The 22,652-nt window shown below is 68.1% G+C and carries 25 protein-coding genes; 6 read left to right on the forward strand and 19 right to left on the reverse strand.

What is annotated here, in order from left to right; all coding sequences use genetic code 11:
• The first annotated feature begins 288 nt into the window (after window positions 1-288).
• On the forward strand, window positions 289-1,605 hold the full coding sequence (locus tag EDC02_RS30015; RefSeq protein ID WP_233605980.1) for an IS4 family transposase: 1,317 nt from the start codon (window positions 289-291) through the stop codon (window positions 1,603-1,605).
• A 190-nt stretch (window positions 1,606-1,795) separates the two neighbouring features.
• Here the strand turns inward: EDC02_RS30015 and EDC02_RS41985 are convergent, their stop codons facing one another.
• Both EDC02_RS41985 and EDC02_RS30025 read right to left on the reverse strand, forming a co-directional pair.
• Window positions 1,796-2,176 carry a hypothetical protein gene (locus EDC02_RS41985; protein ID WP_233606513.1) on the reverse strand — a complete coding sequence of 127 codons (381 nt, stop codon included), beginning with the start codon at window positions 2,174-2,176 and terminating at the stop codon, window positions 1,796-1,798.
• A gap of 64 nt (window positions 2,177-2,240) precedes the next feature.
• On the reverse strand, window positions 2,241-2,636 hold the full coding sequence (locus EDC02_RS30025; protein ID WP_123605666.1) for a hypothetical protein: 396 nt from the start codon (window positions 2,634-2,636) through the stop codon (window positions 2,241-2,243).
• Window positions 2,637-2,981: 345 nt separating this feature from the next.
• On the opposite strand from EDC02_RS30025, the gene EDC02_RS30030 reads away from it, so the two are divergent.
• From EDC02_RS30030 to EDC02_RS30040, 3 genes are read left to right on the forward strand one after another with little or no spacing between them, the layout of a single operon-like run.
• On the forward strand, window positions 2,982-3,203 hold the full coding sequence (locus EDC02_RS30030; RefSeq protein WP_123605667.1) for a hypothetical protein: 222 nt from the start codon (window positions 2,982-2,984) through the stop codon (window positions 3,201-3,203).
• 7 nt (window positions 3,204-3,210) lie between these two features.
• Window positions 3,211-3,768 carry a DUF6879 family protein gene (locus tag EDC02_RS30035; RefSeq protein ID WP_123605668.1) on the forward strand — a complete coding sequence of 186 codons (558 nt, stop codon included), beginning with the start codon at window positions 3,211-3,213 and terminating at the stop codon, window positions 3,766-3,768.
• Between the two features lie 31 nt (window positions 3,769-3,799).
• Window positions 3,800-5,947, forward strand: coding sequence for a tetratricopeptide repeat protein (locus EDC02_RS30040; protein WP_123605669.1), 2,148 nt, complete (start codon window positions 3,800-3,802; stop codon window positions 5,945-5,947).
• Between the two features lie 98 nt (window positions 5,948-6,045).
• Here EDC02_RS30040 and EDC02_RS39840 read toward each other — a convergent pair whose 3' ends face one another.
• From EDC02_RS39840 to EDC02_RS39845, 16 genes are all read right to left on the reverse strand, one after another.
• Window positions 6,046-6,426 carry a hypothetical protein gene (locus EDC02_RS39840; RefSeq protein WP_148083695.1) on the reverse strand — a complete coding sequence of 127 codons (381 nt, stop codon included), beginning with the start codon at window positions 6,424-6,426 and terminating at the stop codon, window positions 6,046-6,048.
• Window positions 6,427-6,902: 476 nt separating this feature from the next.
• Complete coding sequence (locus EDC02_RS30050; RefSeq protein WP_233606514.1) at window positions 6,903-7,538, reverse strand: PIG-L deacetylase family protein; 636 nt, start codon at window positions 7,536-7,538, stop codon at window positions 6,903-6,905.
• A complete protein-coding gene (locus tag EDC02_RS30055) occupies window positions 7,532-8,428 on the reverse strand; it encodes a 5'-3' exonuclease H3TH domain-containing protein (protein ID WP_199757968.1) in 897 nt (298 codons plus the stop codon). Before EDC02_RS30055 ends, EDC02_RS30050 begins: the two co-directional genes overlap by 7 nt.
• Complete coding sequence (locus EDC02_RS30060) at window positions 8,428-9,531, reverse strand: glycosyltransferase family 4 protein (RefSeq protein WP_199757969.1); 1,104 nt, start codon at window positions 9,529-9,531, stop codon at window positions 8,428-8,430. The genes EDC02_RS30055 and EDC02_RS30060 overlap by 1 nt, the downstream gene beginning before the upstream one ends.
• Window positions 9,528-10,097, reverse strand: a complete 570-nt coding sequence (locus EDC02_RS30065) for a phosphoribosyltransferase (RefSeq protein ID WP_123605671.1) — start codon at window positions 10,095-10,097, stop codon at window positions 9,528-9,530. The genes EDC02_RS30060 and EDC02_RS30065 overlap by 4 nt, the downstream gene beginning before the upstream one ends.
• The gene (locus EDC02_RS30070; protein ID WP_123605672.1) at window positions 10,094-11,029 is read right to left on the reverse strand and encodes a radical SAM protein; all 936 of its coding nucleotides are present in this window, start codon (window positions 11,027-11,029) and stop codon (window positions 10,094-10,096) included. Before EDC02_RS30070 ends, EDC02_RS30065 begins: the two co-directional genes overlap by 4 nt.
• The gene (locus tag EDC02_RS30075; protein ID WP_233606515.1) at window positions 11,026-12,057 is read right to left on the reverse strand and encodes a glycosyltransferase family 2 protein; all 1,032 of its coding nucleotides are present in this window, start codon (window positions 12,055-12,057) and stop codon (window positions 11,026-11,028) included. The genes EDC02_RS30070 and EDC02_RS30075 overlap by 4 nt, the downstream gene beginning before the upstream one ends.
• Window positions 12,058-12,059: 2 nt before the next feature.
• Entirely contained in the window at window positions 12,060-12,524 is a 465-nt protein-coding gene (locus tag EDC02_RS30080; RefSeq protein WP_123605674.1) for a DUF6884 domain-containing protein, read from the reverse strand.
• Window positions 12,521-13,141: an SUMF1/EgtB/PvdO family nonheme iron enzyme gene (locus EDC02_RS30085; RefSeq protein ID WP_123605675.1), complete on the reverse strand. Its 621-nt coding sequence runs from the start codon at window positions 13,139-13,141 to the stop codon at window positions 12,521-12,523. Before EDC02_RS30085 ends, EDC02_RS30080 begins: the two co-directional genes overlap by 4 nt.
• Window positions 13,142-13,151: 10 nt before the next feature.
• Window positions 13,152-13,940 (reverse strand): reverse transcriptase domain-containing protein, encoded by a 789-nt coding sequence (locus EDC02_RS30090; RefSeq protein ID WP_123605676.1) that lies wholly within the window; start codon window positions 13,938-13,940, stop codon window positions 13,152-13,154.
• A gap of 166 nt (window positions 13,941-14,106) precedes the next feature.
• Window positions 14,107-14,808 (reverse strand): 7-carboxy-7-deazaguanine synthase QueE, encoded by a 702-nt coding sequence (locus EDC02_RS30095; protein WP_123605677.1) that lies wholly within the window; start codon window positions 14,806-14,808, stop codon window positions 14,107-14,109.
• Window positions 14,805-15,188 (reverse strand): 6-carboxytetrahydropterin synthase, encoded by a 384-nt coding sequence (locus EDC02_RS30100; protein ID WP_123605678.1) that lies wholly within the window; start codon window positions 15,186-15,188, stop codon window positions 14,805-14,807. The genes EDC02_RS30095 and EDC02_RS30100 overlap by 4 nt, the downstream gene beginning before the upstream one ends.
• On the reverse strand, window positions 15,189-15,899 hold the full coding sequence (gene queC, locus EDC02_RS30105; protein ID WP_123605679.1) for a 7-cyano-7-deazaguanine synthase QueC: 711 nt from the start codon (window positions 15,897-15,899) through the stop codon (window positions 15,189-15,191).
• A 210-nt stretch (window positions 15,900-16,109) separates the two neighbouring features.
• Window positions 16,110-16,694, reverse strand: coding sequence for a GTP cyclohydrolase I (folE, locus tag EDC02_RS30110; RefSeq protein ID WP_123605680.1), 585 nt, complete (start codon window positions 16,692-16,694; stop codon window positions 16,110-16,112).
• Between the two features lie 4 nt (window positions 16,695-16,698).
• Window positions 16,699-17,061, reverse strand: a complete 363-nt coding sequence (locus EDC02_RS30115; protein ID WP_123605681.1) for a hypothetical protein — start codon at window positions 17,059-17,061, stop codon at window positions 16,699-16,701.
• Window positions 17,062-17,091: 30 nt separating this feature from the next.
• Window positions 17,092-17,418, reverse strand: coding sequence for a hypothetical protein (locus tag EDC02_RS39845; protein ID WP_148083696.1), 327 nt, complete (start codon window positions 17,416-17,418; stop codon window positions 17,092-17,094).
• A 558-nt stretch (window positions 17,419-17,976) separates the two neighbouring features.
• On the opposite strand from EDC02_RS39845, the gene EDC02_RS30125 reads away from it, so the two are divergent.
• Together EDC02_RS30125 and EDC02_RS30130 are read left to right on the forward strand one after the other, a co-directional pair.
• Window positions 17,977-18,873, forward strand: a complete 897-nt coding sequence (locus tag EDC02_RS30125; RefSeq protein ID WP_123605683.1) for a helix-turn-helix transcriptional regulator — start codon at window positions 17,977-17,979, stop codon at window positions 18,871-18,873.
• Window positions 18,863-19,075 carry a DUF397 domain-containing protein gene (locus EDC02_RS30130; RefSeq protein WP_123605684.1) on the forward strand — a complete coding sequence of 71 codons (213 nt, stop codon included), beginning with the start codon at window positions 18,863-18,865 and terminating at the stop codon, window positions 19,073-19,075. The genes EDC02_RS30125 and EDC02_RS30130 overlap by 11 nt, the downstream gene beginning before the upstream one ends.
• A gap of 133 nt (window positions 19,076-19,208) precedes the next feature.
• Here EDC02_RS30130 and EDC02_RS30135 read toward each other — a convergent pair whose 3' ends face one another.
• The gene (locus EDC02_RS30135) at window positions 19,209-22,628 is read right to left on the reverse strand and encodes a WD40 repeat domain-containing protein (RefSeq protein WP_148083697.1); all 3,420 of its coding nucleotides are present in this window, start codon (window positions 22,626-22,628) and stop codon (window positions 19,209-19,211) included.
• Between the last annotated feature and the right edge of the window lie 24 nt (window positions 22,629-22,652).

The following is a 22,652-nucleotide window of genomic DNA, read 5'->3' on the forward strand; positions in this document are numbered from 1 at the left end:
TCGTTCACCACAACAGTCTTCAGCTAATGCAGCATGAGGTGGTTTGAAGCCTCCCCCAGCAGAGCGACTCCGAAGGGCCAAACCTTCATCTTCCGTACAGCATCGCCGCAAGACAGATATTCCTACATATTCCTGTCCTTTCGCGTTCGGGACACAACAATGCCACGTAGCCTAAGTTGATCTTGGGTTTGACCTGCGGGTTTGATGTGGACTCCTGGGCGGTGCGGCGTGGCGGGACGACCACGGCTCGGCTGACTGTTTTGATCACGGGTCATGTCGGTGGATGTGGTGGACCGTCCAGTGGTACGGCCGGATCAGGTGACGCTCGGGGTGCTGATCTCGCAGGTGTCGCGGGAGGAGGTCGACGCCGCGATCGAGGTGTGCGGGGTGCGGGAGCAGCGGTCGGACGGGAAACTGCCGGCGCACGTGAGCACCTACCTGACGTTGGGGTTGGCGTTGTTCCCCGACGATGACTACACCGAGGTCGCGACCAGGGTCACCGGGTCGTTGGACCGGTTCGGGTGCTGGGACGCGGCGTGGAGCGTGCCGACCTCGAGTGCCATCAGCCAGGCGCGGAAACGGTTGGGCCGCCGGGTGTTCGCCGAGCTGTTCGAGCGCACGTGCGGGCCGGTCGCGGGCGAGGCGGGCCCGACAGCGCCGGCGGGCGCGTTGGGGACCGCGCGGGGGTCGTTCCTACGCCGGTGGCGGCTGCTGGCGATCGACGGGTTCACCGTCGATGTGCCCGACAGCACGGCTAACGCGGCCGAGTTCGGCTACGCCGGGTCAGGGGGGAACCGTTCCGCGTTTCCGAAGGCCCGGGTCGTGGCCCTCGCGGAGTGCGGCACCCACGCCTTCGTCGCCGCCGAGATCGGCGCCTACCCGGAAGGGGAGAAGACCCTCGCGCAGCGGCTGTACCCACGGCTACGGTCCGACGAACTACTCACCGCCGACCGGGGGTTCTACTCCTGGCAGGCGTGGGACACCGCCGCCGCGACCGGCGCCGCGCTGCTGTGGCGGGCCCCGACCCAGCTCGACCTGCCCGTGGTCAAGATCCTGTCCGACGGCACCTATCTCACCGTCCTGATCAAACCGACCGTCCGTGGCGGTCGACGGGAACGACTGCTCGCGGCCGCCCGCGCCGGAGCTGACCTGACCGACATCAACAGCGTTCCCGACGCGTTCGACGACCGGGGCCTGCCGGTCGTCCACCTCGCCCGGGTGGTCGAGTACGACATTCCCGACCGCGTCGGCGACGGCACCGGCGAGTTGATCGCCCTGATCACCACCATCGTCGACCCCGCCGACGCCCACGCCGACGAACTAGCTGGCGGCTACCACGAGCGGTGGGAGGAGGAAACCGCCAACGACCAGCTCAAAACCCACCTCCGTGGTCCCGGACGGGTGCTGCGGTCCCGTCTGCCGGACCTGGCCCATCAGGAGATCTGGGCCTACCTGATCGTCCACCACGCGATCAGCGCGCTGACAGCGAAAGCGTCCGCCGCCGCCGACCTCGATCCGGACAGGATCTCCTTCACCAGAGCCCTGCGCCTGATCCGCCGCACCGCCACCGGCACGGCGGACATTCCCCCCTCAGGACTGGGCTGACCAGCTACCGACCCACCTCGCCCGGATCGCCGCTCTCCTGATCCCCACCCGACGCGAACGCACCTGCCCCCGCGCGGTCAAACGCGCCCGCCACAACCAGTACCGGGTCAAGAAACCCCACGAACCGGCCAGCATCCGCCACCAGCGTCCACCGACCATCCACATCCATCGGGTCCAGCCACCATCAAGATCAACCTAGGCTACGTGGCATTGTGGCAAGGCTCTCGTCGCCGGTGTACGGCACATCGGCAAGCTCGTCCTTGCCGATGCGCCCGAGACGCTGCGCCTTGAGAGCATCTTGCCGATCCTGCCGGATGCGCTCGGGCAGCTTCGATCCCTTCACCATGCGCCCCCGGGTAATCTCCTCACGGATCTGCGCTGCGATGTCTGGTAGTTCTCGGTCGAGGGTCCTCATGATCTGATCGACGACCTCGGCACTCCCATGCACGACGAACCCGCTCCCTTCCGCCCGCCAGTCCGGCTTCGCCGGCACCTGCCCGGCGCTCAACCTTACCGATATTGCCCGTCCCTCGGAACGTTCGTGCTGTCCCGTGCGCGGCGGCAGCGACATGCCGTGGATCCGACCAGTGGTACCCGAAGGTGAAGGTACAAGGCGCTCGCCAGCGCTCGGAAGGTCAGGGTTGTGCTGAGCCTCCGCCGAAGGAGACGCCACCGTGTATATCGCGGGCCTGCACTACGGGTCCGCTCACGTCACCCGAGATGGAGTTCGCGACGCCGTTCGCACCCGCTAGGACGGCCGCATCGGCCTGTTCCCATCGGGCCCGGAACTCTGCGGCGAACGCCGGGTCGCGCAGCGCCTCTCGATCCAGCAATTCGGCGAGGGAGCGAACGGCGTCCGGTGACGGCTCGTGAAGCACATCCTCAATGACCGCCCGATCCTCGGGAGCGCGCCGGAATCGGTCTCGAAGGAAATCGATCAGCGCCGACACCGCCAGCCGGCCGCCCTGGGCGATCTCGGTGGTCGTCCAGGCGACGAGCGTCGTCGCGGCGGTAGCCATGAGCTGCTCCACTGTGGCGCTCTCCTCCGAACGTCTAGCGCCGACTGGCACGAAGATCGACTAGAAATGCGTGCAGTCAACCTGTCTACCTCGATGCTACCGCCGGTCCCAGCCCACCACGGCCCTCCCTCCGGGCCGGGCGGGTTGAGCCTGGGACCTGGTTCGAGGCGTCATGATCGCAAGCAGCCCGCCGAGTCGTTCCGCCTTGCTGACGCTTCGAGGCTGGGCGCGCGCGACGACGCGGGTGCCCGAGGCGCCAGAATCGGATAGACGACACCGACTTGTTCGACCACTACGCTAAGCAGTAGCCTCCTTACCGACGGCGCTGGCTGTTGCCATGCTTCGAAGGAGATCGCAGTGAAGCTGACCAGGCTCTACAAAGATCCCGGGTCGGGTGGCAACGGTTGCCCGACGGTCTACCTCGCAGAAAGCGGCGAGCTGGTCATCCAGGGGCACCTGCTCGACGGCGATACCCTCGGCGAGCTGGAAAACGTTCTTCCTGGCGAGGGGGCGGTCCGGATCTCTGCCGACGTTGTTCTCGGCGCGATCGAGCGCTACCGCGAGTCCGGACAGCGGTGATCCAGGGTTGACCCGATCATTCACGTCTCTGGATGACGACGAGTTCAACCAGCTGTTCCGCGACTTCCGTTACACGGCGTACCGGCTGGAGACGCTTCAGCGGTACGACGTGTCATACGAGCAGGATGAGTTCACTCGGTTCTTGGCTGGCGAGCGCCGCGGGGAGTTCCCCGGGATCGCCGCCTGGTGCGACACCGTGCGGGCAGCGGTGTCTGCCGGCAAGCGGATGCACCGCGTCCACGTCGTCACCGAGCCACTGTCCGACTACGTCCGGTTCGAGTGCGGCTGGGCCTACGAACACACGGTCGAGGCCGGCGAGGACGTTCGCCTCATCGTGGTCGCTGGTAACGACTGGCCGGCTGCACTGCCGCACTACGACTACTGGCTGTTCGACTCCTCGCAGCTCGTAGCGATGTACTACGACGAGGAAGGACGGTTCGTCTCCGGCGAGCTGATCAGCGATCCCGCCAAGATCGTCCAAACCAACCTATGGCGTGATGCCGCCGTCTCGGCGTCGATGCCGTACCGGACCTACGCAGACCGCCTCCAACCCAGCCCTCCATAGACCCACAGCTCGCCGCCGGTGAGGAGACAGCGTGCACACGGCGCGCAATGAATCGTCAGGCGATGCTGAGGCGGTCGTTCAGGCCGGCACGGTGTACGGCGGCGTCAACCTGCTCGGTCACGCGGCACCGCCTCCATCGCCGCCACCTCGCCAACTGCCGATTGACCCAACTCGCTTCGTCAACCGCGAGCAGACCCTCAACCGACTGGACGAGGCGCTACCCACCGTTGACGGAACCACCGCAACGAGTGGTTCCGCTATGACCGTCGCGGCCATCGCGGGCGCTCCTGGTGTAGGCAAGACAGCCCTGGCCGTACACTGGGCTCACCGGGTCCGACAGTGGTTCGCCGACGGCGATCTCTACATCGACATGCGCGGCTACGGGCCGGGCCCGGCCCTTGACGTCGGCCAAGCCTTGGACGCCTTCCTCCGGGCACTTCACGTACCGGCCGAACAGATCCCGACCGACACCGAGGGACGCGCCACCCTCTACCGGTCCGTGCTGGCCGGCAAACGGGTCTTGATCGTGGTGGACAATGTGTCCACGGTCGGCCAGGTGCGGCCACTGCTGCCCGCCACACCGACCTGCATGGCCATCATCACCAGCCGTAGCCGGCTCTCCGGGCTTGTCGCACGGGAAGGAGCGTCACGGATGACCCTGGACGTCCTGTCTCCCGAAGAGGCGATCGCGCTGCTGCGCGACAGTATCGGCGGCGACCGAGTCAGCACGGAACCGGGGGCCGCCGCCGAACTCGCCCGCCGCTGCGCCTACCTCCCGCTTGCCCTGCGCATTATCGCGGAGCGCATCGCGAACGCCCCCTACGCCACCCTCGCAGAGTTCGTGACCGACCTCGCGCTCGTCGACCAGCAGCTTGACGCCCTGACGGTCGACGACGATGAACTCTCCGATGTCCGAACGGTGTTCTCCTGGTCTTACCGGGCATTGCCCGAGGAGAGAGCGCGGTTCTTCCGCCTCCTCGGGCTGCACGCAGGCTCCGATATCTCCATCGCCGCCGCCGCAGCCATCGCCGGTGTCAGCCTCCCGCAAGCTCGTAGCCTGCTTGACCAGCTCACCGCAGCGCACCTCATCCAGAATCCTGCCCGCCACCGATTCCTGCTCCACGACCTCCTACGTGCATACGCCCTCGAACGCGCGCAAGCCGAAGAATCACCCGAGCAGCAACACCGAGCACGACGCCGCCTCTACACCTGGTACCTGTGGACGGCTGAGGAAGGCCGCAAGGTCATCCTTCCCTACTCCCACGCCATCGCCCTCCCCCCAGCCGAACCCGACATCCCGGTCACCTCTCCCGGCACGGTGGCCGAGGCGATGGCATGGTTCGAGCGGGAGCGGCTGAACATCCTCGACGCCATCCGGCAGGCAGACGAGCTGGGCGACCACGACGTCGCCTGGCAGCTGCCCGTCGTCAGCGACGGATTCTTCGAACTCAAGTCGTACTGGGCCGACTGGCGAGACGTGCACCTAATCGGCCTGCGCGCCGCCCGATCCGCCGCATCACGCCTCGGCGAGGCAGCCAACCTTCGCTGCCTCGGCGACGCCTACTGGCGGATGGAACAGCGTGACACCGCCCTCGACTACTACCGTCAGGGTGTCAACGCGAGCCGTGACGTCGACGACCACTGGGTCGAAGGCTTCTGCCTCCGCGGCCAAGGCCTCATCCACGAGGAATCTGGAAACATCGAAGAGGCCATTGACCTGTACGGCCAGGCGCGGGAAGTCTTCCGAAACTACGCAATCACCCGAGGCGAGGGCATGTCCCTACTCAGCCTCGGCAACTGCCACCGCGTACGAGGACACCTCGACAATGCCATCGCTCACTACCAGGAAGCGGTCTCGATTCTGGACAGCATCAACGACCAGTGGAGCGTTGCCTGGGCGTCGTACCCGCTCGGCCTGGCATACCAGCAGGCTGGCCAGACGGATGAAGCCCTTCAGCAGCACGAGCGGGCACTGACGCTTTTCCGCAGATTCGACGACCGACGTAGCGAAGGACTCACCTTGGCCGCCCTCGGCGATACCTTCCACGCCATCGACCGACCAGACGACGCGCAACGCTGCTGGCAGCAGGCACTTCAAATCCTCGCTCCACTCGGCGACCCCCACGCCGGCACCGTCAAACGCCTCATCACACAGTCAAATATACCCACAAATGGATAAGAAAGGTCCGGGGTATCTGCACGTCGGGGCACAATGCAGCGGGTCTCGCCGAGCAGCACGGGAAAAGCCCTCTACGGACTGTGAGCATCTCGTGTGCGCTACTGTAAATCCTCCGCTCGGGAGTCGATCATGTCGTATGTCAACGCGCTACGAGCTGATCGGCCAGTCTGCCCAGAGGTGAAGGATGCCAGGAGTGCTGCGAGCGACTGCTTTGCCTTATCTTTGTCGTCGGACGGGACGATTGCTTCGACCGTGATCGAGTTTTCGGTCGCGTCCGTCTCGGTGGCGAGGTTCGCGATCGCGCCATCTTCCTCGGCTTCGAGCAGGGCTTCCATGATGCGGTTGGCTTCTTGGCGGAGTCGGGCTGCAGGCAGTCGCACCTCGCGTCGGTCGGGTTCTGCAACCCGCAAGGTGATACGGACCCGCATGACAACATCCCGCCCCTCTTCTCTGGCCAACAGCGAAGCTTCCGTGCCCACGCCAGCAACCGTTCGCCGTAGTCTCTGGGGTTGCTGGGCCTGCGATGCGCCTGCCGCGAGTGCGCCTTGCAGGGGCAGATCACGTCGTAAAGCTTGGCTCTGGCTTCGAATGTGAAGCCGTGGTGGTAGAGCACCCTGAACACCCACTCCACTTCTGGATAGGGATGAGTCGGGTACACGGTCGGGGGTGCCATCGCTCGTCTCCATTGCTTTAGAGGTGTCTCATCAGCAACGAGGCGGGCAAGCCAATGGTTGCGCCCATCTTTTATCGGAACCTCACGTGAGTCTGTTCAGGCAAGCGGTGCCCCCGTAGTCCGGTGAAATTTCCACGGAAATTAGCCATAGTTTTGCGGGCTACGTCGCACAAGCTGTGCGACGCGACTAAGCCAGAAAGCCATCCCCACCCTGAATGTCGAAATTGTCCGCTTGATTAATTCACAACCGAAGAGGATAGTAGCAATCCGTACATACTTGCCCTAATGCTCTGTTAGGGCGAGTGGGGTGGTGGGGAGTCTGCCGAGGACGGGTACGGGGGCGAAGGCTTCGGCGTACCGGACACCGGCGCGTCCGCCGTGGAGGCGGGCCAGGGTTTCCGCCATGGGGCCGAAGTGCTCGGTGATGGGCTGGGACTGGTGGACGGCGAGTGCTGTGATCTTGGTCCGCCAGGCGGGGGTGATGTCGATGAGCGTGGGCAGATACAGCGGGTGTCCACGGCGGTCGAGGTTGTGGTAGCTGTCGCAGGTGTAGACGGCGTGGGGTCTGCCGGTGCTGATGACGACGTCGGGTAGCGCGGTGAGCAGCGTCTGCGCTGCGTGTTGGTGGTCGGGGTGGATGTCGTCGGGGTTGTGGGTGATGACGACGTCGGGCTGCATGCCGATGAGTAGGTCCCGCACCGTGTCTACGGTGATGCCGTCGAGTAGGTGCGGTGTCGCGCCGAGGATTCGGGCTCCGGCGACGGCTTCGCGGCGTCGTGTCGGGTTGAGACCGGGCACGGCGATGGTGACGGGTACGCCGGTGGCGGCGTGTACGGCGAGGGTTCCGCCGGCCCAGAGTTCGGCGTCGTCGGGGTGGGCCATGACGGTGAGGATTCCGCCGGTGGGGGTGGCTACCACAGTCCGAGTTCCTCAACGATGTCGGCTGGTCGGGGTAGTGCGGGGCTGGGTGTGCCGGTCGGGTGGCGGGGCAGGTCGAGGGTGGTGGTGAGCCGGATGAGGTCGCGCCATTTGAGGGCTAGGTCGTACTGCTCGGCGACGGTTCGGCCGCGGCCGGTGGTGAGCCGTCCGGAGGCGGGGAGGTCTTCCAGGTGGAGTCCGCCGTCGAGGAGTCGCGCGGCGGTTTTGGCGCCGACGCCGTGGACGCCGGGTATCTCGTCGGCGGGGTCGCCGGCCAGGGCGCGGAAGTCGGTCCACTGGTCGGGGGTGACCTGGTGGCGGGCGTACACCTCGGCGGGGGTGACGAGCCGGTGGCCGGCGCGGAAGCGGGTGTTGAGGACGTGTACGCGGTCGGTGACGAGTTGGTAGTAGTCCCGGTCGCGGGACATGACGATCACGGGTCGCGGCGCAGGCGTGGCGTGGGCGAGGGTGGCGATGACGTCGTCGGCCTCGGCCTGGTCCAGTTCGATCCAAGCGATGCCGCAGCTGTCGAGTCCTCGCTTGACGTCAGGCAGGAACCGTAGCGGTAGAAGGGCGTCGTCGTCGGTGGGCCGGCTGGCCTTGTACCCGTCGTGTTCCTGCTGGCGTGCCCGGGAGCCGTGTTCGCCGTCCCAGACGACGATGGCTTCGGGGCTGCCGCCGGGGATCTCGTTGCGGATCGCGACTCGTAGGAGGGCGAAGAAGGCGAACAGTCCGGTGAGCAGGCGGGTCTTGTCGCGGGAGTAGATCGGTGCGGGGAAGCCGAAGGTGGCTCCCCACAGGAGGTTGTGTCCGTCGACGAGTAGCAGCGGTGGGGCGGTTGTGGTGTCGGCGGGGATCGGGAGCGTTGGCTGCATGGGGCGACCGCCCATCAGCTCACCACCTTCAGGAGTTGGCCAGCGATGTGGGCGGGTCGATAGTCCCGCGCGCGGTAGTAGCCGACCCTGGAGATGCGTTCGTAGCGTACCGGGTCGTGCAGGAGTTGCTCGGCGGCGCGCCACAGCCCGGCGTGGCCGATGGCCTGCTCGACGATGACGCCGCCGTCGCCGTCGCCGATGAGCGCCGGGAGGTGGTCGACGTCGAGGGCAATGACGGGGGTTCCGACGGACATTGCTTCGAGGGCGACCAGGCCGAACGTCTCGGCCAGGGAAGGCACGATGCAGACGCTGGCGGCGGCGAGCCAGGCGGGCACCTGCGCCCATCGCAGACCTGCCCGGATCTGCACTCCGGCTCCGGGGGCGAGACGCCGTGCTTCACCACGTAGCTGATCTTGGCCCCCGGTGGAGGTCTCGAAGCCGGCCGCGGCCAGGGCGATCTCGACGGCGTATCCGGACGGGCGGGCACCGGCGGCGAGCAGCTGCGTCACCCCCTTCTCCGGACCCAGGCGCGCAACGACGCGGATCGGACCCTCCCGGCGTAGGCGGTGCCGTTGGGGTTCCGGTGCCGGCGGCTGATCGGTGAGCAGAGGGTTCGGGACAACCCGCCAGCGGGAGGTGTCGTAGCCGCAGGCGGCGGCACGTCGCAGGACGATGTCGGAGGGGGCAATGACGGTGTGGGCTCGGGGCAGGGCGGCGGCCAGGTCGGTGTGGTGGCCGACAACGTGCATGCCGAGGACCCGGCGGGGCATGTCGGTAGTGGGCATGACCCGGCCGAGTCCCCAGAGGCTGTCGACGTACACGGTGATCTCGACCTGGTGCGCGGCGAACGCGCTGGTCAGCTCGGCGCGGATCGGCGTTTCGGCGGCGGTGATGGCGTCGCGCAGGCTGTCGTCGTCGCAGGGGTGCGGGATGCGCAGGCTGTCGAGGGTGACGACGGGTGCGGCGGCGTAGCGGGGTGGAGCGGTGCGGTCGGCGGTGATGATCACGGCACGGTGGCCGCTGGCGGTGAGGCCGGTGACGGTGCCGGCGACGGCGCGTTCCATGCCGGCGGGGGCGTCCGGTCGCCAGGAGGCGAGGACGAAGGCGACGGTCGTCAATGGTGTTGCGCGGTGTCGGGGACGGCGAGGTCTTCGACGGGCGTGGCGATAGGGAGGGGCGCTTCCCAGGGGAAGTGCACCCAGTCGTCGGTGTCCCAGATCCACAGGTGGGGGTTGTAATCGGCCCCGGTGTTGCGGCACAGGACGGCGGTGTGGACGACCGATCCCGCCCAGAGGTACGGGATTAGTCTCGGGTAGAGCGCGTCGATGGTCGCGCCGGTGCCGCAGATGTCGTCGACGAGCAGGACGTTGCCGAGCAGGCGGGTGTCGCGCAGCACGGTGGTGAGTGGCCGCAGGTCGAGGGTGACGTGGCCGGTGGCCTGGGTGTAGATCGTGTCGGTGGGGTTGTGTTGGGCATCGACCCGCAGGACTCGGGCGTCGAGGCGGGCGGCGAGGCTGTGGGACAGGGGTACGCCGCCGTTGGCGATGCCGATGATCGCCTCGATGGGTCCGATCCGGTTGGTGACCTCGCGGGCGAGGAGGTTGACGGCCTGCTCGTAGGCGTGGGCGGTGAGCCGTAGGACGCGGCGGTGGGTGAAGGTCCGCTGGGCGGTGCGGCTGGTCATGCGGATCCGTCCTTCGCGGTGAGGGTGAGGTCGGCGGGCGTGGTCAGCGGCTTCAGTCCGGCGATGGTGAGGCCGCGCGTGTCGTTGCGCCAGATGCGTCCGTCGGCGCGGACGACGGTGAATCCGCCCGCGAGTTCGCGGGTGCGGAGCCGGACGCGCAGGGGGTCCGGGATGTGTAGGCGGTGCACGTGGTCGAGTGCGGCGACGTCGGTGAGCATCTGGTTCTGTTGGTGCAGGCCAGCGCCGATGGGCAGCATCTGGAGCAGGGTCAGGCCGTTGACGCCGAGGTCGTGGGCGAGGTCGATCATGCGTTGGGTCTCGGGCTGGTTGGTGGCCATCAGCACGGTCTGGATCTGGACGCAGACGCCGGCTTGGACGGCGGCGCGGATTCCGGCGATGGCGTGGGTGAAGCTGCCGGTGCCGCGTAGCCGGTCGTGGGTGGCCTCGGTCGCTCCGTCGAGGGAGACCCGGATGGCATCGACGACGCCTGCGAGGTGCGGGACGCGGCGTTGCAGGTGGGTGCCGTTGGTGGTGATCGACACTGCGGCGCGTCCGCCGGTGGTGACGGTGCGGACCAGGTCGGGTAGGTCTTTGAGGAGCAGCGGTTCGCCGCCGCTGATGTCCACACCGAGGATGTCGCTGCTGGCGAGGATCTGGGCGATGCGGTTGCGGTCGGCGGGGCCGAGTTCGCGGACGCTGGTGTCGTCGAGGCAGTGCGGGCAGTGCAGGTTGCAGCGGACGATCGGTGACCAGCAGATACTGGCGGGTTGGGATCGGGCGTGCTGGTCGGGGGCGACGACCGGCCACCGGTTGACCTCGGCCGGGTCTCCGCTCCATCTGCCGGCGGGTAGCGGGCGTGGGGCGTGGTGGGTCAGTCCGGTCGCCGGGTCGTGGGCGAGGTGCCCATCGACGCCATACACACGAGAGGTCACCGCAGCACCTCCGCATGCGCGAGTAGGGCCTGCGCCCGCGAGGCGAGGTCGGCTTCCCGCTGGGCGGGGGCGGGCTCGCCGAGGAGGTGCCGGTAGTAGGCGATACGCGCTGGGACGCTGGCCAGCTTCGCGCGCCACTGGATTGCGGCGTCGGGTGCGTCGATGTGCCAGGCGCGGAGCTGACGCAGGGGTGTGATCTTGCAGCCGGCGGCGATCAGCGTCGCGCCGAGGTGGGTGTCCTCGGCTCCCCAGCCGGCGGCGGTCCATCCGGGGTCGAATCCGCCGACGTGGGTGACGGCTGCGCGGGGCATGGCGACCAGGGCGGTGACGACCATCCTCGGCAGGTCCCAGTCGAAGTAGCGGGCGCCGTGGCCGAGATCGACGAAGTCGTGGGTGTCGTCGAGCGGGCGCAGGTCCATTGGCTGGTGGTAGACGTCGCCGGTGTAGAACATGGGTTTGCCGACTGGTGGGGTCCACCGGACGCGGTGGTCAGCGTGCAGGTCCGGTTCCCCGTCGGGGACCTCGGCCCGCAGGTAGCGGCCGGGTTGGTAGGCGATGTTGTGCCGGAATCCGACCTGGACGAGGCTGGGGTGGGCCCGTACGGCGATGTCGGCGAGGGCGTGGGCGGTCAGCACCATGTCGGCGTCGAGGTGGACGATGGTGTCGGCGTCGGCGAGGTGGGTGCCGACGTTGCGGGCTGTGGCGCCACCCACCTGTACGGGCAGCCGGTAGGCGGTGTCGACGGCGGGGTGCAGTCGGATGATGGCCGGGGTGTCGTCGGTGGAGGCGTCGTCGATCACGATGACTTGGACCGTTCCGGAGGTGTCCTGCTTCGCGAGTGCGTCGAGCACGACGGGCAGGCTGTAGGCGTTGTTGTGTGCGGGGATCACCACCGACAGCACGGTCCCCGCTGCCATCGCCGCTGGTGTCGGGTCGTGCCAGCCCAGCCCGGTACGGGCGGTGAACGCTGCGGTCAGGTCGGTGTGGTCGTTGTCGCTGGCGGCCAGCATCTGGGCCAGGGTCGGCATGGTCACCATCCCCAGGTGTCGAGGACACGGGCGGCGGCGGGCCACCCGGACGTGTGGTCGGGAATCCAGTGGATGCGGGGGCGTGTCGGGTGGGCGAGCAGGTCGGCGAGCAGGACCAGGTACAGGGGTTCGGCGACGACGAGGATCTCGTCCGGCATGCCGGTGGCTTCGAACTCGGCGCTCAGTGCAGCCGCCACCCGGGGCCGCAGCTCGACGGCCCGGTGCGGGTCGAGCGGCCGGTCGTAGGTGTGCAACGGGGTGTCGGCGTGCACGAGTCCGTGTTCGGCGCTGAGGAAGCGGACTCGGTCGCGGTGCGGCCAGTAGCCGAGCCGATCGCGCATCGCCGGTATGCAGCCGCCGTCGTAGAGGTCGAACGCGGCCAACGCGCGGCGCGTGGCTGCCTTCTCCTTCGAGCAGCCGACGAGGACAAGTCCGTCGCTGACCGGCAGCGCAAGTTTGTGGTTCATGCTGGCCTCACCGGGCGTACGCCGATTCCCGCGCTGCGGCACTCGGCGTGCACGGCGTTGAGGAACGTGCAGCGGGCGTACAACGGCGGTGAGGCGTAGGAGCCGCCTCTGATCACGTACCCGTGTCCCATGGTTGGTGTGGACGTCCACTCCCAGCAGTTGCCGGCCAGGTCGAGCAGGCCCTCCGGGGTCGCCCCGGCTGGATGGGCGCCGACCGGCCCGCACCGGGTGTGTTCGACCTCCGTGCCGCGGAGTCGGGCGAGGTCTGGCCGCCATGCGTCGTCTCCCCACGGCCAGGTCCGTCGCTGCCGGCCGCCGGCGATCCATTCCCACTCCGTCGAGGTGGGCAGCCGTCCGCCCAGGTCGGCGGCGAGCCGGACGGCCTGGGCGTGGTCGACCTCGACGACCGGCAGGTCCGGGTCCGCCGTCTCGTCGGCTCGGTTCAGGTGCCGGTACGTCAACGGTGTGGCCGCCACGAGGAGGTCGGTCACCGTACGTTCCCGGGCCGCGTCCCCGAACCGGCCGCTGCCACCGGCAACGGGTAGCCACCGCAGTGGCGACGCCCGACCAGCCCCATCGTCCACGTTGGCGGTCCGCGTCGTATCGGTGCTGTGCATGTCTCTCCCGTCATCCGTCGATCAGGAACAGGTCTTCGGGATGCGCCAGGTGCGGCGGCCGGATTCGGCTTTTCCGCGCGTTCGGGGCGAGCCCTACCGCCGCGAGCGCGCAGCCGATCCGCTCGTACGCGATGGCCGCACCTCGGCGGTCAGGTGCGAACGCGGCGTAGTTGTCCGCGAAGCGCACCACTGACAGGCCGTCGAGCTGCGCATCTGCCTGCGCCAGCCGCAGGTGGAACACCACCGGCCACAGGCCACTGCCGGGCATCATCGGGGTAGGCAGGGCATCCAGAGCGCGGCGGAACCGCGCCAGGAACGCACCGTCTTTCACGTGTACGGCGAGCCAGTCGACCAGCTCGTCGACGGTGCCGCCCTGTGACGCGCCGGCAACGTCAACGTCCGCGACCCAACACCTACCCGCACGCCGGTGCTGGTCGGCCTGCCGTACGGAGGTGATCCGGTTACGACCGGCGCGGTACCCCGACACCCAGCCGGCCAGCACCCTCGCCTCCATGATCGGCGTGAGCGCGTCGCGCATCGCGCGGTGCACGATCCGGTCCTCCACTGTCGGGATCGCGGCCGGGAAGGTCTTGCCGGTGTAGCTCGGAATCCACACCTGCCGCAGCGGAGCCGGCTGCCAGGAGCCGGCACGGAGACGCTCAGCGAGCTCCGCGAGCCGATCCCGTAGACCCACCCGGTACGCCGCCCAGGTCATCCCGTCGACACCGGGTGCCGACGCCCGCCGCATACAGGCGCGGGCCGCCGCGACCAGATGAACCGGATCGACGAGGTACGACATCAGGGAGTGCGCCGCGAGGGCCGCATCCGGTACGCTCGATCCAGCCTGGACGGCAGGAACGATCCCGCCCCCCACAGCGTCACCCGAGCCGCTACCCGACACACGCGGCCGATGGGGCCGGGAACGACGGCCCCGTCCAGGCCCTTCGCCTTCGTGATGCGTCGAGTCACCGGCCACGGACGTCACCCCACGCCAATACGTATAGCCGCGAGGTCAGGTTCCATCCCCGCCGCACCACCTCGTCGGCCAGGCCCTGCAGCCCGGTACGCACCTGGTCCGCTGCGGTGCCCTCCGGCATCACCCACACCGGGTCCAGTCCGAACCGCTGCTGCAGGCCGGCGATCTCGTCAAGGTCCGCCGGGCCGGACGCGACGAACTTGAACCGCGCCCGGCCAGTACGCGCGAACGCTTCCAACGCCTCACCGACTATCCGGCGCAGCTGGTCACGCGGGGCGCTGAACCCCGCCAGCTTCGGCGAGACGTTCCAGTCCACCAGATCCGCCACCGCCGGATCGGGCACCACCGTGCCGTTGGTCTCCACCTCCACCCGCCGGCCGGCAGCAACCAGCTCGGCGAGCAGCGGCACCAGCCCGGCCTGCTGAAGGAGCGGCTCACCGCCGGTGACCACCACCAGCCGAGCCGGCTGGTCCAGCACCCACCCCAGCACCGCGTCCGTCGAACGCCGCGTCGCTTCACCCGCCGGGTCGAACCGGCTCCAATCCCACGTGTACGGGGTGTCGCACGACGGGCAGGACAGGTTGCACCGCGACAGCCGGACAAACAACGCCTGCTGGCCGCAGCTCGGCCCCTCTCCCTGCACCGTCGCGAACATCTCCGCCACCAGCAACCCGCCGACCGCCGCACTCATGACCGGCCTTCCGCCGGGGCGTACTCCGCATACGTCGACGCGGTCTCACCGACGCGGACGGCCCTCAGCTGGACCGTCACGGGCAGGGACAGGTTCTCCCGACACCACTCGTAGAGAAACCACGCCAGGTTCTCGCTCGTCGGCGCGACGTCGAGCACCTCCGTCAGGTCCCGATGGTCAAACGTCGCCGCCAGGTACTCACCGAGCGGCGCCAGGTCCGCGAAGTCCACCACGAACCCCGGCGGCACGAGATCGGAGCTGCTGACAACGACCTCGACGGTGTAGCTGTGCCCGTGCAGCCGCCCACACTTGTGATCGGCCGGAAGACCGGAGATCCGATGAGCCGCCTCGAACCGGAACGACTTTCTGATCGCGAACACCTACGGCACCTCGTACTCGGTCGGGTCCGCCACGTTCGCGACGAAGAAGGCCTCACGGCGCTCGACGCAGGTCCCGCACCTGCCACAATGCCGTGCGCCACCCCGGTAGCACGACCAGGTGTCCCCGAACGGCACCCCCAGCCGGGCACCCTCGGCAACGATCTGCGATTTGCTCGCGTTAATGAACGGGGCGAGGACCGCGAAGTCCGAATCGATGAAACCCTCGTTCGCCACCCGTACCATCTGCTCGTAGGCGGCGACGAAGCTCGGCCGGCAGTCCGGGTAGATCGGATGGTCGCCAGCATGAGCGCCGAACGCCACCGCGCTGGCCCCGATGGCAACCGCGTGCGCCACCGCCACGTCAAGCATGATCGCGTTGCGGTTCGACACGACCGTAGCCCTCATCAAGGAGTCGGAGTAGTGCCCGTCGGGCATCGCCACCGCTGGGTCGGTCAGCGACGACCCAGCGAGCAGCTCAGCGATCGCGCCGAGCTGGACGACCCGATGGTCACCTCCCAGGCTTGCGGCCGTCCGGTACGCGAACTCCAACTCCCGGCGATGCGACTGCCCATAGTTGAACGACAACATCGTCAAGTCGCAGCCCTCGGCCCGCAGGCGATGGGCGAGTACGGTGCTGTCCAACCCGCCGGAGAGCACCAGTACCACTTTCCTTGGCTTTCCCGCTTTCACCCCGCTAGGTCCGTGTCCCATCGCCCCTCCTGGCGTCAGCTGAAATGTGCGTGAGGTCTGCCGTACGTTCGTGAACTCTCGTCGGTGCGGAACCCGCTACAACGGCAGCGGGATTCGATAGGCGGCTTGACCGCCTTGATATCCGCCGCGATGTTGTCCCGTACCAACCGGTCGCGCTGATCAGCTGCGGCGCTTCCGTTTCACGTCGCGATTCGCGAGCGGGACCGTCGGTCACAGCCCGCCGCCCGCGAGTAGCGAGACTCCGGCAAGGGTCAGGAACTCTGCCCTGGCGGATGGATCGTCGGCGAGGGTGCCGCGCCATCCCACGCTGACGGTTGTTGCACCGTGCGCTCTGATGCCTCGGCGGGTCATGCAGGTATGCTCAGCGCCGACGACAGCCCCGGCGCCGCGTGCGCTCAGCTCGTCGAACAGCCAGCCCACGATCTGTTGGGTGAGGCGCTCTTGGACCTGCGGACGCCGGGCGAACATCTCCACCAGTCGAGCGATCTTCGACAGGCCGAGGATGCGGCCGTCGGGGAGGTAGCCAACGTGCGCGACCCCTGTGAACGGCAAGAAGTGGTGCTCGCACAGCGACACGAACGGCACCGCGCGTGCCAGGACCAGATCCCGGTGCCCTGCGTCGTTCGCGAAGGTCGTCGGTGCGAACTGCGGGCCGGCCAGCAGCTCCCGGTAGGCAGCCACCATCCGCGCCGCGCTGCGCGACCTGGAGTCGGTGTCCAAGGTGATACCCAGCTCCGTCAGGAACTGCCCGGCGGCACGTTCCGCGGCCTCCACGTCGACAGAGCCGGAGGGCATCGGATCACGCTCCCGACTCGCGGGTCACGTCGCGACCCGTCTGCGCCTGCGCGAGGAGCACATTCAGTACGTCGCGCATCGCCGCGCCCTGGGCGAGGCGCACGTAGTGCGAGCGCCGCTCCTCGTAGCTGCCCAGCTCCACTCGGATGAAGTCGGTCTTCGGCGGGTCGTCGACGAACCGGACGAGCTGGACAGCTACCTCGGTCGGGTACCGCCCCGGCTGGGGGTTGCAGGAATGCCGGTGGCCCCAGTGCGCGGGCGGCGACGACTCGGGGTGGAACTCGCTGGGGCCGCTGGCGGTGCACTCGCTGAGATCACACCAGTCCGGGTGGTCCAGGTCGGTTGCGGTTTGCAGCTGACTGTCCATATGTAACCTTTCGAGGTACAACTTTGCTGGTCACGCCGGGGCGGCTGACCTGGCGGTGAGGGATCGGACGTCGCGCAGCCGGATCGGACGGGACGAGGTGCCGTCGAGGTCGGCGGCGGGCTCGGTACGGGCCATGACGTTGTGCGGGAGCAGCGAGTCGACGCTGGTCCCACCGCCGGGACGCTGGTAGGTCACCAGCACCGCAAGGTTCGACCTGGCTTCCACGACGCCGGGTCGCCACTGGCCGGTGTGTGGGGGCCATACCCAGACGCGGTCGGACGGGCGATAGGTGGCCGCGTCGGCGATGTCATCGGGGCGGCGCTGGTGCGGGTCGGTGGCAGGGGTGGGTGGTGGCATCACGCCTCCTTCCTTTAGTTGCTATGTAATAGGTGTTGAGCCGGGTCCCGGCCTGGGCGGCGAGGTGCAGGGGTGCCGAAGCTTTGCGAGCCGTCGTCGGCCGCGCACGTCGGTCAGTCAGGCGTCCGTTTGATCAGGACCAGGGTCTTCGGGTACGGATCTGGCCGCCGGCACGGTGGAGATCGGGTGGGTGCACCCGATCTCCACACTCCACGCACCAGCCGCTGACTTCCTTACCGAAGCAGAACCCGACGAAGGCGCCGGCGAACAGGCATATCGCGGCTACCAGCACGAGAATCACGCTCTTGCTCCAATCGATAGCCTGGCCAGCGCCAAAACGGTCGGCGGAGAACCTGCGACCACCTCATTACACTTTGAGTGTGTCCAAAAATCAACACCTCGGGGAGATCGGCTTTCCATTAATCGACCCCACGTGAGATCATCGGTAATTGTCCAGCCCATTTAGGCGGGGCCAATGTATGTAATGGCAGATCGGTTGTATCATTTGGGCGAGACACACGCCCAAAACGAGCGGGAGGTGGTCGACAGGTGTCGGATATGGTGGGTTCTGCACTGTTGCGTCGGTACGTCGGACGGCGACTCGAAGCACTGCGACGACGCGCCGGCCTGACCCAGGAGCAGGCGGCCGACGCACTCCAGAAGGGACGCGCGACGATCGCCCGCATGGAGGACGGGCACGAGGCCGTACGCTTCCGGGACATCGACGTCAAGGCCATGCTGGAGCTCTACGGCGCGGAGCCTGAGGACGGGAGGATCCTCCTCGCGCTCACTGCCGAGACCCGCAACGGGCGGCGGAAGTCCTGGTGGCACGACCGCACCGAGACCGAGCTACCGGCGTTCTTCGCGCTCTACGTCTCGCTGGAGGACTCCGCCGAGACGATCAGGCAGTACGAGGTCGAGCTGATCCCAGGCTTGCTCCAGACCCGGCGGTACGCCGAGGAAGTTCACGGAGTGCCGACCGGCTACATCGATGACGACGAGAAACAGCGACGCGTCGAGGTCCGGATGGAACGGCAGTCACTGCTCACTCGCCCTCGCGCACCACATCTCAGCGTCATCCTCAACGAGGCCGTACTACACCGGCACATCGGCGGGCGCGAGGTGATGGTCGAGCAGTTCGAGCACCTGCTCGACCTGACTCGGCGCGGCAACATCAGCATCCGGGTGCTGCCGTTCACCGCCGGAGTCCACGGCGGCATGGCAGCGTCCACCCCGTTCGCGCTGCTGACCTTCCCGGCGGACCCGCAGAGCGGTGAGCCGCTCGAACCGCCGCTCGCCTACGTCGACACCTTGACCGGAGCGCTCTACCTGAACAAGCCCGGCGAGTCCGGCACCTACCAGCTCGTCTGGGAAGACATCGACCGCCGCTCACTCAACGAGGACGAGTCGAGGAGCATGATCACTTCTGCATTGGAGGCACTCCGTGAAGCCTGACCAGACCGGTGCCCAGTGGCGTAAGTCGAGCCGCAGCGGCAACGGCAACAACTGCGTGGAGGTGGCCACCAACCTCCTCCCGACGACCGGGCGGGTCCTCGTCCGCGACAGCAAAGACCCTGCCGGCCACGTCCTGAGCATCAACCCCGAGGACTGGCAGTCCTTCGTACGCGAAGCGAGCAGCGAACGCTTCACCGCCTAACAGCCAGTACGCCGTAGCCACGAGCCGTCCCGGTTGGCCCTGTCCGCAGAGGGCGGCTAACAGCGTCACCACATCGATCCCAGTAGCCGGCACGCCACCGTGCCGGCTACTGCTACTGGCAGCAGTTGATCCCTCAAGTGGCGGATTGCGTGGTGCTCGGCGCGAAGACCATCACCGCACGGTCGTTGCCGCCGGAGACAATCCGGTGACGGCCATCCAGCCCTGGCAGCACCGCCACCGCGTTCACCCCATCGGTATGGCCGGTCAGCTTGGCGAGCTGGTCACCGGACTCGGGGTCCCAGACCCGCACCGACCCATCGCCGCAGCCGAAGACAATCCGGTGACGACCATCCGGTCCCGGAAACACCGCCACCGCGTTCACCCCACCGGGGTAGCCAGCCAACTCGGCGAGCTGGTCACCGGACTCGGGGTCCCAGACCCGCACCGACCCATCGCCGCAGCCGAAGACAATCCGGTGACGACCATCCGGTCCCGGAAACACCGCCACCGCGTTCACCCCACCGGGGTAGCCAGCCAACTCGGCGAGCTGGTCACCGGACTCGGGGTCCCAGACCCGCACCGACCCATCGCCGCAGCCGAAGACAATCCGGTGACGACCATCCGGTCCCGGAAACACCGCCACCGCGTTCACCCCATCGGTATGGCCAGCCAACTCAGCGAGCTGGTCACCGGACTCGGGGTCCCAGACCCGCACCGACCCATAGCGGCTGCTGCCGCCACTGACGATGCAATATCGGCCGTCCGGTCCCGGAAACACCGCCACCGCCCTCACCCTGTCGGTATGACCGGCCAACTCAGCAAGCTGGTCACCGGACGCAGGGTCCCACACCCGCACCGACCCATCGCCGCAGTTGGAGACAATCCGGTAGCGACCCCCCAAGCCCGGCAGCACCGCCACCGCCCTCACCCCACCGGGGTGGCCAGCCAACTCAGCAAGCTGGTCACCGGACGCAGAGTCCCACACCCGCACCGACCCATCGCCGCAGTTGGAGACAATCCGGTGACGGCCATCCGGTCCCGGAAACACCGCCACCGCCCTCACCCCACCGGGGTGGCCAGCCAACTCAGCAAGCTGGTCACCGGACGCAGAGTCCCACACCCGCACCGACCCATCGCCGCAGTTGGAGACAATCCGGTGACGGCCATCCGGTCCCGGAAACACCGCCACCGCCCTCACCCCGCCGGGGTGGCCAATCAGCTTGGCGAGCTGGTCACCGGACGCAGGATCCCACACCCGCACCGACCCACCGCCGGTGACGATGCGGTATCGGCCGTCCGGTCCCGGCAGCACCGCCACCGCACTCACCCCACCAGGGTGGCCAGCCAACTCAGCGAGCTGGTCACCGGACTCGGGGTCCCAGACCCGCACCGACCCATAGCGGCTGCTGCCGCCACTGACGATGCAATATCGGCCGTCCGGTCCCGGAAACACCGCCACCGCCCTCACCCCACCAGGGTGGCCAGCCAACTCAGCAAGCTGGTCACCGGACGCAGAGTCCCACACCCGCACCGACCCACCGTCGCAGCCGGACACAATCCGGTGACGACCATCCGGTCCCGGAAACACCGCCACCGCCCTCACCCCACCGGGGTGGCCAGCCAACTCAGCAAGCTGGTCACCGGACGCAGAGTCCCACACCCGCACCGACCCACCGTCGCAGCCGGACACAATCCGGTGACGACCATCCGGTCCCGGAAACACCGCCACCGCCCTCACCCCACCGGGGTGGCCAGCCAACTCAGCAAGCTGGTCACCGGACGCAAGGTCCCACACCCGCACCGACCTATCGCCGCTGCCGGTGACGATGCGGTGTTGGCCGTCTGGTCCTGGGAACGCCGCCACCGCGTTCACCCCATCGGGGTGGCCGGCGAGGGTGCGGTAAATGGTCCCCGCCCAGATGGCGCTCTGCACATGCCAGGGCCACTCCGGGCGGTCGATGATCAGGGCATCAGCCAGGCGAGTCGATCGGGTTTTGCGCGCCCAGACGTGCAGCCACCAGGCCCGATTGTCGTCGGACCAACTGGTCCACTCGTTGGTAGCGGCGGCCTCCAGAGCCACAGCAGCGGTGGCAGCGTCCCGGGTGTCCAAGGTGTGTCGGTGCGCCAGGATCTGATCGGAGGGGTGGGACAGCAGGAATCCGGGATCGGACATGAGCTCGTCGAGCATCCCGGCGGCGGCAGCGTGTGCGGGCAGGCGCAGGCGGGTGTACTCGTCGATGCCGGACCAGTCGCGTCGGCCGGTGGCCGGGCTGGCTTGTGGGGTCAGCCAGGTCGTGATCGCGCGGTGCGCGGTCTGCCATGCGGTGTGCAACTCGTCGGTCAGCCCAGCGTCGATCGATTCCGCTGTTTCGTTGCCGCTCGCGGCGGCGGTGAACAGGTCCCGCAGGCTCTGGTGGCGGACCTGGTATTGGCGGTGGCGGTCCGGCCCCGTGGTCACGTCGAGGAAAGCGCGGGCGGGTCCGTCCAGCCACGCAGCCAGATCGCTGGCGTCGTCCGGCCTCTTCAGCACGGCGGCGAGGTCGTTGCGGTCGATCGGGCGGCTGAGGGCGGCGAGCACCGCCAGCGCGGGCAGGTGCAGCGAGCGCCAGTCAGGATGGGTAGCCCATCGCTGCTGGATCTGCAGCTCGTAGTAGCCGCGCAGACCATCCGGCAGGCACACCACATCGTTCGGCGGACGTAGCCCAGCGCGAACCTCGTCGAGCACGTACCGCAGGTAGATCCACACTCCGCGGCAGCGGTCGAGCAGCGTCGCGACGAACGCCGAAGCAGGAACTCGGCGCTCGGCCAGTACCGTGGTCAGCACCGGATCCGGAGTCGGGCCTGTGGTCGCGGCGTGCAGGTAGGCAGCCATATCGGCCAGGTTGTCGGCGGCCTCTACCTCGATCTGCGACCAGCCGACCCGCAGCGGGTCCCGTAACGCGACCAGCGGAAGCCCGTATCGGCTGGTCGCCACGATGTACGCCCCCGCCGGTAGGGCATCCGGGGCCGGCAGGCCGAGCGGAATCCCGGTGCCCATGCCCGGCGGATCCGCCTCGGCCTCGTCCAGCCCGTCGACGACCAGCACCAACGGCCGACGCTCGGCCAGGGCGAACCGCTCGTCACGGGCCGCCACCGCTGCTCGGATGACCTTGGCCAGCCAGTCCGGCCGCTGCGCCGCCGCCGGGAACACGTCTCCCGGGGTGAACCGTTCCGTCAGATCCCACGCACCGATCAACTGCGCGGCCAGGCTCTTCCGCGCTTCGACCGGGTTGCGCGCCCCGCCGTCGAGCCGGGTGAAGTGGTACGCACATGGACGGGTCCACATCAGATGCGCCGCCAGCGCGCTCTTGCCGACCCCGGCTTCGCCCCGCACCACCACATACCCACGGTCGGTAGCGGAGATCCGTTCGTCGATCTGGGCGATCAGACCTGCGCGGCCCTGAAACCGTGCGAGATCCAGCTGCTCGTATAGCGGCGCGGGATCGAAGATCGCGTCGTGGAGCCGATCGAATTGGCCGACCCTGATCTGCACGTACATCGGTCCGGTGTGCACTGTGCCAGTGATGTCTCGGCCAGC

This window comes from Micromonospora sp. Llam0, from assembly GCF_003751085.1.
Taxonomy (GTDB): Bacteria; Actinomycetota; Actinomycetes; order Mycobacteriales; family Micromonosporaceae; genus Micromonospora_E.

Excerpts from the sequence above, each read along its gene's own strand:
- EDC02_RS41985 (WP_233606513.1), bottom strand. The coding sequence starts at position 2,176 with ATGTCGCTGCCGCCGCGCACGGGACAGCACGAACGTTCCGAGGGACGG.
- EDC02_RS30055 (WP_199757968.1), bottom strand. The coding sequence starts at position 8,428 with ATGGGCGGTCGCCCCATGCAGCCAACGCTCCCGATCCCCGCCGACACC.
- EDC02_RS30065 (WP_123605671.1), bottom strand. The coding sequence starts at position 10,097 with ATGACCAGCCGCACCGCCCAGCGGACCTTCACCCACCGCCGCGTCCTA.
- EDC02_RS30075 (WP_233606515.1), bottom strand. The coding sequence starts at position 12,057 with ATGCCGACCCTGGCCCAGATGCTGGCCGCCAGCGACAACGACCACACC.
- EDC02_RS30080 (WP_123605674.1), bottom strand. The coding sequence starts at position 12,524 with ATGAACCACAAACTTGCGCTGCCGGTCAGCGACGGACTTGTCCTCGTC.
- EDC02_RS30085 (WP_123605675.1), bottom strand. The coding sequence starts at position 13,141 with ATGCACAGCACCGATACGACGCGGACCGCCAACGTGGACGATGGGGCT.
- EDC02_RS30090 (WP_123605676.1), bottom strand. The coding sequence starts at position 13,940 with ATGTCGTACCTCGTCGATCCGGTTCATCTGGTCGCGGCGGCCCGCGCC.
- EDC02_RS30095 (WP_123605677.1), bottom strand. The coding sequence starts at position 14,808 with ATGAGTGCGGCGGTCGGCGGGTTGCTGGTGGCGGAGATGTTCGCGACG.
- queC (WP_123605679.1), bottom strand. The coding sequence starts at position 15,899 with ATGGGACACGGACCTAGCGGGGTGAAAGCGGGAAAGCCAAGGAAAGTG.
- folE (WP_123605680.1), bottom strand. The coding sequence starts at position 16,694 with ATGCCCTCCGGCTCTGTCGACGTGGAGGCCGCGGAACGTGCCGCCGGG.
- EDC02_RS30115 (WP_123605681.1), bottom strand. The coding sequence starts at position 17,061 with ATGGACAGTCAGCTGCAAACCGCAACCGACCTGGACCACCCGGACTGG.
- EDC02_RS39845 (WP_148083696.1), bottom strand. The coding sequence starts at position 17,418 with ATGCCACCACCCACCCCTGCCACCGACCCGCACCAGCGCCGCCCCGAT.
- EDC02_RS30125 (WP_123605683.1), top strand. The coding sequence starts at position 17,977 with ATGGTGGGTTCTGCACTGTTGCGTCGGTACGTCGGACGGCGACTCGAA.